Annotated in this window: 9 protein-coding genes; 3 read left to right on the top strand and 6 right to left on the bottom strand. The window is 39.1% G+C overall.

The window, feature by feature from the left end; all coding sequences use genetic code 11:
• Positions 1-42 precede the first annotated feature (42 nt).
• The 5 genes from AC25Y1_RS05840 to AC25Y1_RS05820 form a co-directional block, all read right to left on the bottom strand.
• Complete coding sequence (locus AC25Y1_RS05840; RefSeq protein WP_488147009.1) at positions 43-1,341, bottom strand: ABC transporter substrate-binding protein; 1,299 nt, start codon at positions 1,339-1,341, stop codon at positions 43-45.
• Between the two features lie 159 nt (positions 1,342-1,500).
• The gene (locus AC25Y1_RS05835) at positions 1,501-2,190 is read right to left on the bottom strand and encodes a YesL family protein (RefSeq protein ID WP_488147008.1); all 690 of its coding nucleotides are present in this window, start codon (positions 2,188-2,190) and stop codon (positions 1,501-1,503) included.
• Between the two features lie 335 nt (positions 2,191-2,525).
• Complete coding sequence (locus tag AC25Y1_RS05830) at positions 2,526-3,416, bottom strand: ROK family protein (RefSeq protein WP_488147007.1); 891 nt, start codon at positions 3,414-3,416, stop codon at positions 2,526-2,528.
• 143 nt (positions 3,417-3,559) lie between these two features.
• Positions 3,560-4,627, bottom strand: a complete 1,068-nt coding sequence (locus tag AC25Y1_RS05825) for a YkvI family membrane protein (protein WP_488147006.1) — start codon at positions 4,625-4,627, stop codon at positions 3,560-3,562.
• A 240-nt stretch (positions 4,628-4,867) separates the two neighbouring features.
• Positions 4,868-6,061: an NAD(P)/FAD-dependent oxidoreductase gene (locus tag AC25Y1_RS05820; RefSeq protein WP_488147005.1), complete on the bottom strand. Its 1,194-nt coding sequence runs from the start codon at positions 6,059-6,061 to the stop codon at positions 4,868-4,870.
• Positions 6,062-6,269: 208 nt separating this feature from the next.
• Between AC25Y1_RS05820 and AC25Y1_RS05815 the strand changes: the two genes are divergently transcribed.
• The 3 genes from AC25Y1_RS05815 to AC25Y1_RS05805 are packed head-to-tail and all read left to right on the top strand — an operon-like array spanning position 6,270 to position 8,138.
• Positions 6,270-6,536, top strand: a complete 267-nt coding sequence (locus AC25Y1_RS05815) for a (2Fe-2S)-binding protein (protein ID WP_488147004.1) — start codon at positions 6,270-6,272, stop codon at positions 6,534-6,536.
• Positions 6,533-6,934 carry a (2Fe-2S)-binding protein gene (locus AC25Y1_RS05810; RefSeq protein WP_488147003.1) on the top strand — a complete coding sequence of 134 codons (402 nt, stop codon included), beginning with the start codon at positions 6,533-6,535 and terminating at the stop codon, positions 6,932-6,934. The genes AC25Y1_RS05815 and AC25Y1_RS05810 overlap by 4 nt, the downstream gene beginning before the upstream one ends.
• Positions 6,927-8,138, top strand: a complete 1,212-nt coding sequence (locus tag AC25Y1_RS05805) for an NAD(P)/FAD-dependent oxidoreductase (RefSeq protein WP_488147002.1) — start codon at positions 6,927-6,929, stop codon at positions 8,136-8,138. Before AC25Y1_RS05810 ends, AC25Y1_RS05805 begins: the two co-directional genes overlap by 8 nt.
• A 260-nt stretch (positions 8,139-8,398) precedes the next feature.
• Here the strand turns inward: AC25Y1_RS05805 and AC25Y1_RS05800 are convergent, their stop codons facing one another.
• Positions 8,399-16,165: a SpaA isopeptide-forming pilin-related protein gene (locus AC25Y1_RS05800; protein WP_488147001.1), complete on the bottom strand. Its 7,767-nt coding sequence runs from the start codon at positions 16,163-16,165 to the stop codon at positions 8,399-8,401.
• Positions 16,166-16,405: the final 240 nt, after the last annotated feature.

Below are 16,405 nucleotides of genomic sequence, written 5' to 3'. Positions count from 1 at the left end.
TTTTAGGAGGTTTTTGTTAGCTGTAGTTTTATCTACTTCTGATTATTTACGTTCTTCTTCCCATTTGCTTTTCGACTCAGAAATTACGTCTTCCCACTTCATGTCTCCACTTAAATACTTCTGAATATTCACACCAAGTGTTTCTTGATTCCACCCAGTCGGCGAAGCTTGATATACCCATCCTTCGAGTGTATTTCCGGCTTCAGCGTACTCGTAAATTGTTTGAGAAAGTGGATCTGCGATTTTAGATGCGTCATACCCTTTATAAGCAGGTATGAATTTAAAGTCTTCAAGTACAGCCGTTTTTCCTGTCTCAGATGTATACATCCAATCCAAGAAATCTTTACTGGCTTGAACAACTTTGTCATCGCTTTTACCATTTACAGCCCAGAACATTGGAACGCCAGCAGGGATTTTCCCTTCAAATCCTTCAACTGGAACTGGAAGAATACCAATTCCGTTTTCAGCTAATTCTGGATCCATATCATAAACAGAGTTGTAAACCCAGTTACCTTGCTGAATCATTGCAACTTTTTCTAAAGAAAATAATTGTTCAACTTGCTGTGAATAATCAAGGCTTAGTACAGGCTGAACAGTATGAGTGTTTTGTAAATCCAAATATCTTTTCAGCTCATCGCCTTTTTCAAATGCAATTGTTTTGGAATTATATGCTTCAGTTATATCATTATTAAATTCAGGTGCGATAAACATATTTGAAATATGGTCACCTAGCACCCATTTTTCTTTAGCTGGTAATGCAAATACTGCGTCAATGCCTAACTCGGATTTTTTGCTATCAAGTAATTTAACCGCTTCTTCCAAGTCTGCAAATGTTTTAATATCATCTGCACGTAGACCAGCTTTTTCAAAAATTGCTTTGTTATAAATTAAACCATAACCCTCTTGGTTAAATGGTAATCCTAAAACCTCATCGCCGTCTTGTACAGCCGTCAACGTGCCATCAATGGATTGCTCAACTGCTTTCGTATCCGAAACATCTGCTAGGTACTCTCTATATTCTTCAACACTAGAGGGTCCCCCAACATTGAAAATGTCCGGCTCTTCACCAGAAGAAAATGACGTTTTTAATGATGCCCCATAATCATTTCCGCCGCCTACCGTTTTAACATTAATTTTTACGTTTGGATTTTCGTCCTCATAAACTTTAACAAGTGCTTCAAACTGATCTTTGATTTCTACTTTAAATTGAAAAATATCGATTGTGATTTGATCCCCAGATGTTGCATCTTTCCCCTTGTCATCGTCGGAACACCCTACTAACGCTAGAATAGAAACTAGAAATACGGCTACTAAACTACGTATAGACTTTTTGTTTCCCAATAAAATCTCCCCTTTTCTGTTTAATGAATACGGTTGCATAAATGAGAAGCATTAGTTTACCAGACCAACTATTAGTCAGATTGGAATGCAATGAAACCGCTTGCACAGATTATTCTCCCCTAGAGTAACACGGTAATTTAAATCGTGCAACACTTTATTCTATTTTTTTTCAATTATCTTTAAGTAGTTTCGATAAAACGCTGAAAAAGAGAGAAATGCGATAAGAGAACCAGTTAGAAATGGGATGATAAATCGGAAGACGTTAAAGCTAATATAGATGATTACACCAGTACTCATTGCTACTGCGAAAAACAAAACAGGGCTCCCAATTGTTAGAAGCAAAGCATTTTTTAACGATGCTGAAAACTTTAAATGAAAATGGACAGTTACTGAAAACAAGTTAATTGAAAAGACTAGTAATAGAATGCCCATGATAATAAAGAGGATCATCATTGCGGTATTTTTTTCGTAAAAATAATAGATATCAGCTGCCCATATGACCCATGCAACAGTTAGCAAAATTCCATTAACCATGCTTCGTTTATAATTTTCCTTGTAGTAACCCCAGTAGTTTTTGAAAAACTGATTGTTTCCCTCGTCTTTAATGATCCAATCTCGTACCAGCGCAAACATTGCTGTCGTGGCTGGAAAGAATACAAATGGTAATAGTAGAATCACAGGAATCAATAAAAAGAGTGCATCTTGTAGTTGCTCTACGAATAAAGCTGTAAGCAGCAAGTAGATGATTGGTATATTAAATAGTATCCATAGTAGATTTGTGAGCGAGAATCTCATAACCCACTCACTAAGGGCGTATAACGCGCCCATAAATCCAGCGTTGTTATCCATATTCGTACTCCTTTGCTGCTTGTATGTGTTGAAAGCTTCGTACGTGTTTATTTGCTTGCACTCAAACGTATTTTGCTTGCACCGCGGTGGGGTTTGCTTGCACTTGAACGCTATTTGGTTGCACCTTTATGACTTTTGCTTGCACTTAAAGAGATTTGCTTGCAAGTCGGGACTTTTTACCCGTACGAAAGCAACCTTTTATTAAGAAATTATTCAGTACCTTCTATTATCTGAGGGTACTGAATAAAAATTTACCGCGTACCGAACTAATACTTGTTTTAGTACTAGAATTTTCAGTAGATGCCAATATATAAGGTAAGTTTTATTGAAAACTATTACTCAACCTTACTAAAATGCAAAGAAGCAGCACCGAGTAATCCTGCTTTATTCCCCAGCTGAGCCTTCAGAATTTCTACGTCGGAAAAACTGTTGATGATTTGTTCTTGAACTTTTATTCGAACTAATTCGACTAACTTTTCTTGTTCCATAACGCCGCCGCCGATGAGGATGGCTGGTGGATTAAAGATATGCGTGAGAGATACGAGACCGTAACTGACTTCTGAAATCCAGTCTGCAAGCACCTTTTCGAGTTGGTCATCGCCTTTTTCAAGTCCTTCAAAGATTTTGCGTCCATTTACGTATGCTGCGTTAACTTTGAGTGCTTGTTTCACTAATGCAGTTGTCGATCCGTACATTTCATAGCAACCTACACATCCACAATTACAAGGCTTCCCCCCTGGGTGTGCGATCATATGGCCAACTTCAGCCGCGGAGCCATTCGCGCCTTTGTACACTTCGGAGTTAATAACAATCGCGCCACCAATTCCTGTCCCGTAAGTTAAACATAGAAAGTCATTATATTGTCGACCTGCACCGAAATGCTTTTCGCCTAATGCAGCTGAATTCACGTCGTTCTCAATTTTTACAGGGACTTCGAACTTTTCTTGAAAAATCTTTCTTAAATTTGTACCTGTAAAGTCAGGAAAATTTTCATTGGCATAAATGATTATGCCTTCCTGACTATTCACTTGACCAGCCGTACTAATGCCAATTGCTTCGAAATCTGTGTAATTCGCTGATATCACTTCAATCAGATTATCAACAAGGTACGTCCCACCTTGAGAAGCACCAGACTCAATTTCTTGAAACTCCGTAACTGTTCCTTTTTCATCAGCTATACAGAGCTTTATGGATGTTCCCCCGATATCTATTGCCAATACTTTCATAGCTACTCCCCCATTACGTATATTCGAATTAACTGTAGCACAAGCATTTAAATCTAGCTACTGGCAAAACATAATCTATATCTAGTCGAATGAAATTAAAAAACTGGATACCTTAGATGTCAAAAGGTACCCAGCAATATCTATTACTTTTTCTGTATACGTCTATCTTTTGCTAATTTAAAAGGTGCGTAGATTAAGGCCGCGATGAGGAATAGGCCAATGTAGCCGATGAATGGATAGACTTTAGAAACAAGGAATGTAAAGCCGCCCATGAAACTTAAGGCCAAACCAACAGCTACGGTCACAACAATTAGCACATCTGCCTTCCTTGTATGCATAACTGCAAACCGAGCGACAAATGCATAGAACATGCCAACGCCTGTATTAAACACCATTCCAAATAGAATAATTGACATGAAGATACCTAAAATCGGCGATATATCATCAACGAGTTTCAACATCGGCATGTCATAAAGTCCTACCACATCTACTTTAGAATAGATCGCCAGATGACTAATAATAATCATGATTCCAAGACCAAGTCCCCCGAATAAGCCACCAAGTGCTGCTGTCTTCTCGTCTTTCTCAGCACCACCCAAAACAAGTGCCATCGCAGCCCCTACTGCAATATTAAAGGACACATAGTTAATCGAGGAAATGAACCAATTCGGCAATGTCGTGTCCAAGTCCATCGCAATCGGATTTAATGCTGCGAAAGATGAGTCCATGGTAAGAACTGAATAGATCGCAATAATAATAATCGTCAGGATAAGGAATGGCGTAATACTACCTATCACAGCAATTACACGATTCACATTCATCATGATTGTACCCATAACTAAAACAGCCATTAGTAGATTACCAATATACGGTTCAAGTCCAAATTGTTGATTCAAAACAGAGCCTGCACCTGCCAGCATGACAACACCGACACCAAATAATGTAAAGACAATAATGGCGTCGACAACAACACCAAGATAAGGACCACTTATTTTATAAATGACTTCTTTATGGGAAGTTGTCCGCGTGCGACTTCCTAGTCTAGTCAATGTCATGCCGAGATACGCAAATAATGCTGTAGACAAAATTGCACCGATTGTACCCAATAGTCCAAAACTCGTGAAATACTGGACAATCTCTTTTCCCGAAGCAAACCCTGCGCCGACGATGATACCGATAAATGCACTCGCCATCTTTAAAGCTCTGAACATATTTATTTCCCCCAATAGTCGTAAATTTCCCCTTTTGATATATATGTATTAGTTAATAAAAAAGCCATCCTAACCTCTGCAATTTTACCGCAGCATTCAAGATAGCCACTGTCTGATATATAGTGAAACTTCAATCAGTTAAGAAGAATGCAGTTCAATTCTTCCTAACTGATTGTTAGTTGAACCAATCGGGCATTTACGGGCAGTTGACCCGCCCACCTTTCCTTTAAGGTGGGCAGCTTACTGCCCGTTAATGCCCGTTAGAACTGGTACTTTATCAAAACGGTCAAATCGAAGTGGATCTGTTGGAATGGTTGTCGTTTTTCCATTGATTAATTCCTCAATGAGCTTCCCAGTTACGGTTGCTAAACTAATTCCGTCCCCTTCATGACCTGCTGCGATGTAAAATCCAGGAATTTTCTCGACTTCCGAAACAATTGGCAGATGGTCTTCTGTCCAAGGCCTAAACCCAGTATACGCTCGAATCATCGTAAAATCATTCATTTTCGGATAAAAACGAAGTGCTCTCATCGCCATTGTTTCAACAACATTCATGTCGATTCTTCCATCATACCCGACGAATTGACGACTGCTGCCGATTAAAAAGTTTTGACTTTCAGTCGGTTCTAATACGAGTGCTACCCCATGATTTTCTGTTCGCTTATCAACGATGCGGTCACGCCCGAACTTGTTCATCAAATAACCGAATTCCATAACATTTCGCATCATAACCGGCTTTTGCCTTGCACCGACGATAATATGCCCTTTTCTTGGCGTGATTGGAATGTCTAAATCCAACATCTTGCCTATAAACGGTGCCCAGACACCTGCAGCATTCACAACTTTCTTAGCTGTAAATGTACCGTTTGTTGTTTCAATTGTAAAGTGCTCTTTTTTGGTAATTCCTGTAACTTCAGTCTGTGTCTGTAATTTTAAACCGTATTGCTTCGCTTTATCAATCAGTGAATAACAAAACAAATAAGGATTAATAAGAGAATCAGTTTCGCATTCTAAGCCACCTGGAATGTCGTCTGCAAAATAAGGTGACTCTTGACGTAAATCTTCGCGGTCCAATAATTTGAACTTCAAACCAGCTTGCGTTTGAATGTCTACCCATTCGGCTGCCGCTTGCATTTCATGGTCATTTTCACACACAAGTAAACTGCCAAGTGCACGATATTCAAAATCCAAGTCCAACTCGTGTTGTAAATCCACGGTTAACTCTTGGCTTTTTAGAGACATCAAACTATCAAAACCTGGATCTTTATCTACGATTGTAACGTTCCCATCACATCTTGAAGATGTTCCACTGGCAATATCATTTTTTTCGATTAAGACGCAATCGATTCCTGATTTCGCAACGTAATATGCGATGGCTGAGCCGACAATCCCACCGCCAATGATCGCTACCTCTGCATGATTTTGTTTCGACATATGCCTACTCCCCCTTTTGAGACAGACAAATCGTTTAGGCGACTCTTATAATAGAAAAGCGTTAAACAACCTTCTGTTTTTATAATTTTTATTATTGCTCTACTAATATATATGTTAGAATAGGAGGGGATCGTGTGTCAAACTTTTCTTCAAGTAAAAATGTAAGCAGTTACATAATAATTGGTATGGTAAAGGGAGGACTGGCCTTATGGATAAATTGATTATCTGTAGATGTGAAGAAGTGTCTCTTGAAGACATTGAAAATACAGCAAGTAAATACAGCTGTTCAGCCCGGGAGTTAAAACTGCGGACGCGCGCAGGAATGGGCTATTGTGGAGGTCGCACATGTCGTCCAGCAGTAGATGCTGTACTTGAAAAAGTTACAGGAGAAAAACCAGGTCATGATATTCCATTAAAGGTTCAACCCCCTGTTCGACCTGTCTCACTATCTGTATTGGGAGGTAAAAATCGATGATGAATAATCGGATTACCGATCATCCAGTTTTAGGTAAGTTAGAGAACCAAACATCCGTTAAGTTTACTTTTGATGGAACGACATATACAGGTTTTGAAGGTGACACCATTGCTTCTGCCTTACTTGCAAACGGCATTCGCCAATTGCGTGTGCACGAAGAAACCGGTGCACCGCGCGCAATCTACTGCAACATTGGGCATTGTTTTGAATGTCGTGTCACGGTCGATGATGTGAACGGCGTTCGTGCATGCATGACAACCATTCATGAAAACATGAAAGTCGATAGTGGAAAAATACAAGCTGCACCGTTCAACACAAAACCGGAAGAATGGCCGCGTACATATGCGGATTTCGAAAGAGCAACCGCAAGCAAAAAGGAAGGTGAACCGCATGTATGACGTAGTTATCATCGGTGCGGGTCCTGCTGGATTATCAGCTGCCACTGCCTGCAGAGAATCAAACCTGCACGTTCTTGTTATCGATGAATTTCCAAAACCAGGCGGTCGACTTCTTGGTCAACTTCATCAAGAACCAAGTGGAGAATGGTGGAATGGCATCGAAGAAACACGGATTTTGACAGATAAAGCAACCGCTTTACAAACCGAAATTAAATGTGGAATTTCCGCTCATCATATTGAAAAAACTGATCACGGCTATGCAGTTCATACAAATGAAGGCGTTTTCGAATCGGAAAATCTGTTAATCGCAACCGGCGCAGCTGAAACTGCCGCGCCAATTCCGGGCTGGACACTTCCGGGTGTTATGTCAATCGGGGCGGCACAAGTAATGACGAACGTCCACCGCGTACGCGTTGGAAATAAAGGCGTCGTTGTCGGTGTGAACGTTTTATCCGCTGCCATTGCTCGCGAGTTGCAACTGGCTGGTATTGAGCTACATAGCATGGCATTACCGGCGAGTAACCCAGTTACGAAAAATCACGCAAATCCTCGAAAAGTAATGGAAGGATTGGTGCGTATCGCCCATTTAGCACCATCAGCTTTCTTGCGCTTCGGGAGTAAATTCGCGAAGGCAGAATGGGTTCGTAACATCGCAGTTTCCTTTTATCCAAAAGGCGGCGTGAAAATGTGGGGCATGCCCATTCACATTCGAAAAGCCGTTGTTAAAATTAATGGAACTGAAAAAGTAGAATCTGTGACGATGGTCGATATTACTGCAGATGGCAATATTATCAATGGTAGCGAAAAAGTCATTGACGTCGACTTCGTTTGTATCGCGGGTGGACTTTATCCACTAGCCGAACTTGCCTCTGTTATCGGTTGTCCGTTCAAATACATCGAGGAATTAGGCGGACATGTTCCTGTCCACAATGAGCAAATGGAAACGCCACTCGAAGGACTTTTCGTTGCCGGCAACATCACAGGCATCGAAAGCGCAAAAGTCGCAAGGGCGCAAGGAGAATTAGCTGGATTATCTATTGTGAAGCAAAAACTGCGGAACCATAAAGATATTGACGCTAAAATCGAGCAAGCTGTTGAAAATGTTAAAGTTGTACGTGATGCTGCTTCTATTCAATTCCACCCTGGGATTGATGAAGGGCGTAAGAAGATTGAACGAGTGTTTCAAGAGAGTAAGATATCTTAAGTCTTGGGAGCCACCCGCTAGATCTAGCGGGTGGCTTTTTTATTGTGCATATTGCATTCCAAGGAGTCAGGCGCATTGAGATGGAGTTCTAAGCGTGTCTTTGAATTGGTGCGCTGGGATGGGAGAGGAATTCGGAAAGCATGATGAATTATGCGGACATCATTTATATTGACGAAGCACAAGACATTCATCGACACATTTTTAATTTTAAAAAAGAAAGTCCCTATAGCCAATGCAGCTATAAGGACTTTCTTAATTTTTTATGCTTCTGATCTTCTGTTGCGATATAAGAGTGCTCCGCCTGCTACTAAGAATAGAGCACCTAGTATCATCATATACATGAACTGCTCTTCACCTGTTTGTGGAAGTATGCCACCTGGTGTTTCAGGTTTGCTTGGCTTTTCCGGCTTAATTGGTGTTACAGGTTTGTCTTCTTCTACCGGTGTTTTTACATTATCCACTGTTAATGCAATCGCTGTTTCTTGCCCGATTACAATTTCAAATGGAATTGGTGTTGAATCTAATTCGTATCCAACTGGTGCTTTGGTTTCAACAAACTGGTAGTTGCCAGGTTTTAAATTATTTACAACAATTTTACCCTTAGCGTTTGTTGTTAGGCCTGTTTGTAGCGTATTTCCATCTACATCTTGTAATTCAAATTCTGCGCCAGCTAACGTGACAGCAGCATTGTCTTTGTCGACTTTAGTTAACTCGACAGACCCTGTTGATAATTCGTTAACCATTGTGAGTGTCAGAATCTCAACTTGGCTTCTTTCAATCGTAAATGTGATTGGTGTTGGATCTAAATCGTAACCAAATGGTGCTTTGGTTTCTACGAATTGATAGTCACCCGGTTTTAAATCATTTACAACTAATTTGCCATCTTTGTCAGTTGTAAGACCTTCTTGAAGTGTATTACCCTCGGCATCTTGTAATTCAAATTCAGCTCCAGATAAAGTCAATTCCTCATTGTCTTTGTCAACCTTTGTAAGTTCCACTGATCCCGTGATTAACTCGTTCTCAGCTAGTACTGTGAGTACTACTTCTTGCCCTTTATCAATTGTAAAGTGAATTGGTGTTGGAGCAAGTTGATAATCTGTTGGTGCTTTCGTTTCTACAAACTGATAATTACCTGGTTTTAAATTATCGACAACAATTTTTCCTTCTTCGTTCGTTGTCAATCCTTCTTCAATCAGATTACCATCTGCGTCTAGTAGGCTAAATTCCGCACCGGACAATGTGATTTCTTGATTGTCTTTGTCAACTTTTATTAATTCTACAGAACCTGTTGTCAATTCGTTACTTACGATGGTAATTGCGATTTCAGTTTGCCCAATATCAATCTTAAATTTAATCGGCGTGACATCTAAATCATAACCAAACGGAGCTTCTGTCTCAACGAATTGATAGTCACCTGGTTTAAGATCAGTCACGACGAGCTTCCCGTCTTCATCAGTTGTTAGACCTTCTTGCAATGTTACGCCTTCAGAATCTTGTAGTTCGAAAATAGCTCCTTCTAAAGTTAACTCGTTATTGTCTTTATCAACTTTAGTTAATTCGACAGATCCAGTAGTTAACTCGTTCCCAACTGTAAGTGCCGGAATTTCTAGTTCTGTTTGACCAATGATAATCTCAAATCCGATTGGTGCTTCGAGTAGGTCATAGCCAAACGGTGCTGCTACTTCAGTGAATTGGTACTTACCTGGTTTCAGGTTTTCTACAACAATTTTTCCTTCTTCATCCGTCGTAAATTCTGTTTCTGTTAACTCAAGTCCGTCTAATGAAGTTAGCTCGAAAACAACGCCTGACAATGGTGCATTGTCGTTATCTACGTCAACTTTCAATAATTGAACGGAACCTGTAGACAATTCGTTCACAACTGTTAGTAGTGGAATTTCCAACTCTGTTTGGCCTTTAACGATTTCGAACGCGATTGGCTCTTCAAGTAAGTCATAACCAAATGGTGCTTCTACTTCAGTGAATTGGTACTTACCTGGTTTCAGGTTATCTACAACAATTTTTCCTTCTTCGTCAGTTGTAAATTCTGTTTCTGTTAACTCAAGTCCATCTAAAGAAGTAAGTTCGAATACAACGCCTGATAATGGTGCATTGTCGTTGTCTACATCAACTTTCAATAACTCGACTGAACCTGTTGTTAACTCATTCCCAACTGTTAGTGCTGGAATTTCTAGTTCTGTTTGGCCAATGATAATCTCAAAGTCGATTGGTTCTTCGAGTAGATCATAGCCGAACAATGTTTCGATCTCAGTAAACTCATAGTGGCCTGGTTTTAGACCGTCTACAATAATTTTTCCTTCTTCGTTCGTTGTAAACGTTGTTTCTTCAAGATTTAGTCCGTCTAGTGAAGTAAGTTCAAAGACGACGCCTGACATTGGTCCATTTTCATTATCTATGTCTACTTTTAGTAACTCGACAGAGCCTGTAGACAATTCGTTTTCAACTGTTAGTGCTGGAATTTCCAGTTCTGTTTGACCTTTAACAATTTCAAACTCGATAGGTTCCTCGAGTAAGTCATAACCAAATGGTGCTTCTACTTCAGTGAATTGGTACTTACCTGGTTTCAGGTTATCTACAACTATTTTTCCTTCTTCGTCAGTTGTAAATTCTGTTGCTGTTAACTCAAGTCCATCTAAAGAAGTAAGTTCGAATACAACGCCTGATAATGGTGCATTGTCGTTGTCTACATCGACTTTCAATAACTCGACTGAACCTGTAGTCAACTCATTCCCAACGGTGAGTGCTGGAATTTCTAGTTCTGTTTGGCCGATGATAATCTCAAACGCGATTGGTTCTTCGAGTAAATCATAGCCGAACAGTGTTTCTATTTCAGTCAATTGGTAGTTACCTGGTTTCAGGTTATCTACAACTATTTTTCCTTCTTCATCCGTTGGAAATTCTGTTTCTGCTAACTCAAGTCCGTCTAATGAAGTTAGTTCGAAAACAACACCTGACAATGGTGCATTGTCGTTGTCCACGTCAACTTTCAATAATTGAACGGAACCTGTAGTCAATTCGTTCACAACTGTTAGTAGTGGAATCTCCAATTCAGTTTGACCTTTAACAATTTCAAACTCGATTGGTTCCTCGAGTAAGTCATAACCAAATGGCGCTGCTACTTCAGTGAATTGGTACTTACCTGGTTTTAGATTGTCTGCAACGATTTTTCCTTCTTCATTCGTTGTAAACGTTGTTGTTTCGAGATCAAGTCCGTCTAGTGAAGTAAGTTCGAAAACTACGCCTGACATTACTGCGTTTTCGTTGTCTACATCAACTTTCAATAACTCGACAGAACCTGTTAGTAGCTCATTGCCAACTGTAAACTTCGGAATATCTACCTCAGTTTGACCTTTAATAATTTCAAATCCGATTGGCGCTTCTACTAAATCATAGCCAAACCATGTTTCTACTTCAGTAAATTCATAGAGACCTGGTTTTAACTCATTTACAATGATTTTTCCTTCTTCGTTCGTTGTGAATGTTGTTTCTTCAAGATCAAATCCATCTAGAGATGATAATTCGAAGACCACACCAGACATTGGTGCATAATTATCGTCTTCGTCAACTTTCGTTAACTCGACGGATCCCGTGATTAGTTCGTTTTCAACTGTAATTTCAAGTAGCTGAATATCTACAACCGTTCTAGTCTTCTCAATCTCGAAGTCAATTACTTTATTATCTAATTGATAATACGTAGGTGCTTGTGTTTCGACGAATTGATACTTGCCTGGTTTCAAGTTTTCTACAGTAATCTTTCCATCATTATCTGTTGTCAACTCTTCTTCAAGCGTTTCGCCTGCTTCATTTAGAAGTTTAAATACTGCACCTTCTAATGTGATTTCGTTGTTATCTATATCAACTTTTGTCAATTCGACAGAACCTGTTATTAATTTGTTTGGTACAGTGACAGGAATTGCGATTTCGTTTTCACCCATGTCAATTGTAAATTCAATTGGTGTTGGGTCAAGTTGATAGTAAGTAGGTGCTTTCGTTTCCACGAATTGATAGTCACCTGGTGTTAAGTTTTTGATTGTAATTTTTCCTTCATCATTTGTTGAAATTCCACTTTGAATGACATTTCCATCAGCATCTTGTAATTCAAATACTGCGCCATCCAATGTAATTTCTGAATCGTCTTCGTCCACTTTCGTGAGAACGACTGATCCTAAAATGATTTCATTCAACGCTGTTACTTTTATAATCGTGTTTTGTGCTGCTACAATCGTAAATTCGATTGGCGTCTGATTTAATTTATAACCATGTGGTGCCTGTGTTTCGACAAACTGATAGTTTCCTGGCATTAAATCAGTTACGACAATTTTACCATTCTCTTCAGTTGTTAAATCTTCTTGAAGTGTATTGCCTTCTTCATCTTGTAATTCAAAGAGGGCACCTTCTAATACTGTTTGTCGGTTATCTTTATCGACTTTTGTAAGTTCAACAGCACCCTTGATAATTTCATTTGCAATAGGTCCTACTGTTAATACTTCAGTTTGGTTTTCACCAATTGTAAATGGAATCGGTGTGTCATCTACGTGATAACCATATGGTGCAATTCTTTCAATAAATCGGTACTCGCCCGGCTCTAGTCCTTCTTTGTAAAGAATTCCTTTATCGTCCGTTACAAGTAATCCGATCGTATTCCAGTTATCCCCAACTTTTCGTTGTAGCTCAAAGTTTGCGCCTGCTAGTTTAAGCTCAGAATTTTCACTGTCCACTTTTTCTAGCTGAACTGCGCGGATAATCTTTTGGTTTGTAATTGTTATTTCATTTCCAACTTGCGTTTCATGGCCTTCTTCATATGGCTGATTAATCGTAATGAATGTCTCTTTTTGAACTGTAAGATAGCCCTCAGGCGCTTCATCTTCAACTAAAATATAGTCACCATATAGCAATCGATCAAAAGTGATGACACCATTTTCATCGGTAGTTGCCGTTTTAATGACTGTTCCACTGTCTGCATCTTTTAAAGTAAAGGTTGCACCGTTAAGAACTTCGCCAGTAGTTGCATCGGTTTTGGTAACTGTCAATCTACTAACTTCACCGTTACCAGTTCCCATGCCCGAAGTATATCTAACATTCACACGACTACTAGACTCAGTGGCATCACCTTCTTCAACATTCTCGCCGCTAAATTTAACAGCATTATTCACGTTGTCGCCTGGTTTTGCAAGAATTAGTGATTGATATTCTAAAATATACGGTTCACTAATTTCTTCTGTGAACTTGAGTTCGAATGAATATGGGTCTTCACTAAATTCAAGCGTGTAATCTTCACCAAGTGTCAACTCATCACCTTTTGTTACCGTCCCATTTTCAGCAACTTCAGTTGCATAGAGATGGAATGATTGTTCCAACAGTGATTGGTTCGTGCTTGGTGTATCAGTGATTGCTGCATTTGTAACTTTCGATTGCGCAAAGTTAATATTGACAGACCAATCGATAATCTTTCCGTTCTGTGTACCCGATTTAGTTGTATACGCCCCACCATGTGGAATCGATACATCCGCATTCAAATCTGTTACTTTCTCAGTACCTTCATAAACTGTTGCTGTATTATAGTACTGCCCGTCAATGAAATTCGCATCTGCTAAGCTAGTTTTGTACGTAACCATATAAGGTTTTGTAATCGTACTGTTAAACTTCACAAGAAAACCTGGATTCCCGTCTTTTTCTACCCAACTAATTGAGTAATCCACACCAGGGACCAATTCTTTTACTTCAGTTCCGTTCGCCCCGCCAGTAAGCTTCATCTCATAGACTTCGATTGAATCTTTAATGAGTTTCTGATTCCCTAGAATAAAGTCTTCAACAGAAGCATTTTCAACCGTTTGAAGATTATAGTTTACCCCGATATTCCAAGTGATTTCTTTTGAAACAGCATTGTATGAGCCGTTTTTGAAACCGTTGGATTGTGTGTAACCATCAGGTGTAAAATTAGATTTCGCTTCTTTTGATTTATCAACGCCATCTTTATCTTCCCAAGTCAGCGTTACGCCGTTTTGCAAGTAATTTAAATCTTTGTTTTCTCTTTGGTTATAATCAAAGCTCGTCTTGTACTTAATTGTGTGTGGTGTAGTGATGGTGTTTTTGAACTCAATATTAAAACCATTTTCACCATTTGAGATTAATTCATAATCCACACCTAGTTCTAACGTTTTTTCAGTATTGGTAATTACAAGCGTATCTGGTAGTAGCGTTAGTCCTTTGTTCGTAAATACGTCTGTTAATGTAACGTTTTTCATTTCATGACTGTCATGGTTAAAACTGATTGTCCAATCTACTGTTTTATCCGCATAATTTGGCGTGCCATGATTCTTAAACAGGATTTGTTGACCAATCCATCGGTCACCTTTAGCATAATCGTCTTTCGTGCTGACTTCGTTGACAATCGTTTCGCCGTCGAAAACACGGTCCGTAGCTTTGGTTTTATAGACAATTTTATAGGCTTTTTCTACATCATGATTGAAAGCAAATGTAAATCCGTTTTTGCCATCTTCAGATATTGGTGTCACAGTAAAGCCTGAATCGATTTCATTCCATCCGACTTCTGCACCGTTTCCATCAATTGTAACTTCTTGAACAACAAATGAATCTGCCAGAAGTTCTTGACTACCATTGAACAAATCTTTCAATAGCGCATCTGCTTCTGCTATATTTTTTTCATTGTAGTTATACTTGATTTCCCAAGTAATGGTTTGTGTTGCTGCATCATAACGGGCACTTCTTTTATCCAATGGCGTGCCTCTTTGAACCTTAACAGATGCTGTTGCATCCGCAACTTTGGTATTATTTGATAATAATGTTGCTGTGTTTCTAAAATCCGCTTGGTCTTGATCAGTAATATCAGTCGTATAGACAACGCGGTAGGCAGTCGAGATATCGCCACCAAAATCGATTATAAAATCGGCTCCAGCTACAGTTTTTCCGATTGTATACGCGCTTGCATCTACTTCCTCACCTTGAGTAGTAGTCCCGTCTATTTGAGTAATTAAGTGGTATAGCTTGATAGTTCCTGATTGTAATGCTTGCCCTGCTTGAATTGGATCGCTTAAAACTGCATTTTCCACAGTTTCCAATGTTTTATTGAAGTCCACTGTCCATTCAATTGTTTCAGTATTATATCCTTTGTTCGGGATACCCTTTTTTTCAACTGATGGTCCGCCTGGATGATAAGTAATTGGCACAACAATCGATGCTTCACCTTCAATTGGTGTGATGATAATTTCCTTATCTTCTGTAACGATAAGGTCTTCTCTTAATTCAGTTGCGATTTGAAGTGTTCCTGATACGTTGGAGTGGTTCTCAATATAATCGGTAAACACAATTGTTGCTGTTCCATCCATTGCGACTGAAAAATACCCAACAATATCGCCATTTGCTGCGCGCATTGTTTCATTGTCAACAATTTCGTAAACCTCTAATTCTGATGGAACTTGAAATGTGAATGTCGAGCCCGCTGTATAACCATGGTTGTTCTCAAGTGCCCATGTATAATTCATCGAAATGATTGAATTAAGGTCCGCACTTTCGATAATATTGCCATTTTCGTCCAAGATAATGATTTCAGCGCTAGTGAGTATATTTTCTGTGACTTCTGACGGTGCATTGGTCACACTCTTTTCATCATCGACTTTAGTTTCTTCTTTAACTTCTGTATTTTCTTCTTTAACTTCTGTTTTATTTCCTTTATTTGTTTCTTCTTTTTCAGTTGTAGACTCCTTTGTTGCGCTTTCTTCAACATCAGATTCTACTTCTTCAGGTTCGTCAATTTCACCTGTGTCTTCATCAGCTTCATCGTTTGTTTCTTCGGCTGAATCGTCTTCAATTGATTCACTTTGTCCTTCATCATCTTCCGTAGCCCCATCAACTTCTGATTCAGTTGTATCAACTTCGATGACTTCAGGTTCTGATGCTGGTAACGCTTCAGCACTTACGGCCATTGGACCTAGAATCGTTTGCCCAATAATTAAAAGTGCTAATGCAAATACATTAAACTTTTTAAACATGTGAATATCCCCCTCTAATTTTTGTACAATTAACTTAAAAAAACGTTATTGATCACTCCTCTTGCAAATATAATAGGATATCAATCCTCAGACTTAAAGTACTAAGCGAGAAGAGTTCGATGAAAATTTCACACTCTTAAATGGTACTATAGTATAACTGAACAAATTATGAACATTAATTCAATAAAGCCAGAAAAGAAATTCCATTAATAGAAATCATAAAAAAAAAGACTACAGTAC

Source organism: Sporosarcina sp. Y1009, assembly GCF_057669865.1.
This window is presented reverse-complemented; position numbering and strand designations above follow the sequence as displayed.

Excerpts from the sequence above, each read along its gene's own strand:
- AC25Y1_RS05810 (WP_488147003.1), top strand. The coding sequence starts at position 6,533 with ATGATGAATAATCGGATTACCGATCATCCAGTTTTAGGTAAGTTAGAG.
- AC25Y1_RS05815 (WP_488147004.1), top strand. The coding sequence starts at position 6,270 with ATGGATAAATTGATTATCTGTAGATGTGAAGAAGTGTCTCTTGAAGAC.
- AC25Y1_RS05820 (WP_488147005.1), bottom strand. The coding sequence starts at position 6,061 with ATGTCGAAACAAAATCATGCAGAGGTAGCGATCATTGGCGGTGGGATT.
- AC25Y1_RS05835 (WP_488147008.1), bottom strand. The coding sequence starts at position 2,190 with ATGGATAACAACGCTGGATTTATGGGCGCGTTATACGCCCTTAGTGAG.
- AC25Y1_RS05830 (WP_488147007.1), bottom strand. The coding sequence starts at position 3,416 with ATGAAAGTATTGGCAATAGATATCGGGGGAACATCCATAAAGCTCTGT.
- AC25Y1_RS05800 (WP_488147001.1), bottom strand. The coding sequence starts at position 16,165 with ATGTTTAAAAAGTTTAATGTATTTGCATTAGCACTTTTAATTATTGGG.
- AC25Y1_RS05825 (WP_488147006.1), bottom strand. The coding sequence starts at position 4,627 with ATGTTCAGAGCTTTAAAGATGGCGAGTGCATTTATCGGTATCATCGTC.
- AC25Y1_RS05805 (WP_488147002.1), top strand. The coding sequence starts at position 6,927 with ATGTATGACGTAGTTATCATCGGTGCGGGTCCTGCTGGATTATCAGCT.